This window comes from Vibrio sp. Vb0304, from assembly GCF_033338995.1.
Classification (GTDB): domain Bacteria; phylum Pseudomonadota; class Gammaproteobacteria; order Enterobacterales; family Vibrionaceae; genus Vibrio; species Vibrio alginolyticus.
The window spans coordinates 1-1,053 of the sequence record NZ_JAWOTT010000351.1; the positions used below are offsets into that span (position 1 = coordinate 1).

2 protein-coding genes are annotated in these 1,053 nt (G+C 44.7%); both read right to left on the reverse strand.

Features of this window, described 5'->3' with window-relative positions:
- A partial coding sequence (locus tag R7P35_RS26165) for an ABC transporter transmembrane domain-containing protein (RefSeq protein WP_318093395.1) occupies nucleotides 1-544 on the reverse strand: 544 nt, incomplete at its 3' end.
- Between the two features lie 3 nt (nucleotides 545-547).
- The coding region (locus tag R7P35_RS26170) for an ATP-binding cassette domain-containing protein (protein ID WP_318093397.1) at nucleotides 548-1,053 on the reverse strand (506 nt) is incomplete at its 5' end.

The following is a 1,053-nucleotide window of genomic DNA, read 5'->3' on the forward strand; positions in this document are numbered from 1 at the left end:
TAAACAGATACATAAAGCCAATTACGATCGGTAACAGGACGATAACAACCAGCGTCAACTTCCAACTCATGAAGAACATGACACCCAACATCACCACGATCATCACAACGTTCTTAACCACGGTCGCGATTAACAACTCGTAAAACTGCTGAAGTGATTCTGTATCATTCGTGATTCGAGAAACAAGCTTACCGGCAGGTGTGTAGTCAAACGCAGAAAGTGGCTGTTTGATCACTCCCGAAAACACTTGCTTGCGAATGGTTTTGATCGTGTTCGTTGCCACCATGCTAAATTGCAACGATTGAAGATATTGGAACGTTGCTGAAATGACTTGAAGTGACACGTAGCCCAACGCTAAAGCAATCAATACGTTACGAGAGTAGTCACCTTTGGCAATGTGTTCATCAATAAAATACTGGATCAACCAAGGGCCACTCGCACTCGCTAACGCCGCGATAAACAGCAAAGCTAAGCCTTTTATCATTGGCTTCGGCTGAGACAATGGATAAGACAACAACCGCTTAAATGTACTGGTTTGTTTCATTGATTACTCCTCCATTGCTTGTTCGAGTTTTTGGTACTGGAACATTTCTGCGTACCAGCCTTGGTGTTCGAGTAGAGAATGATGTCTCCCTCGCTCGGTGACATGGCCATGATTAAGAACGATGATTTCATCAGCCGCTTCTAATGCCGTTAATCGGTGTGCGATAACGATCAACGCTTGATCACGGTAGTGTGTTTCAAGGTTCTTGAGAATCTGATGTTCGGTTCGACCATCTACGGCGGATAGGGCATCATCTAAAACTAACACTTGAGCGTTGAGAAGCATGGCGCGTGCAATCGCAATACGCTGCTTCTGACCGCCAGAAAGAGTAATGCCTTTTTCGCCAACTTCGGTTTGGTATCCGTCAGGGAATTTCTCTATATCGTCGTGGATACACGCCAATTTCGCTGCTTGATAAACTTGCTCCTTTGTTGCTTGAGGATTGCCAAGGGCGATGTTGTCAAAGATCGATTTTGAGAACAAAAATGGACTCTGATTCACAACCGCAA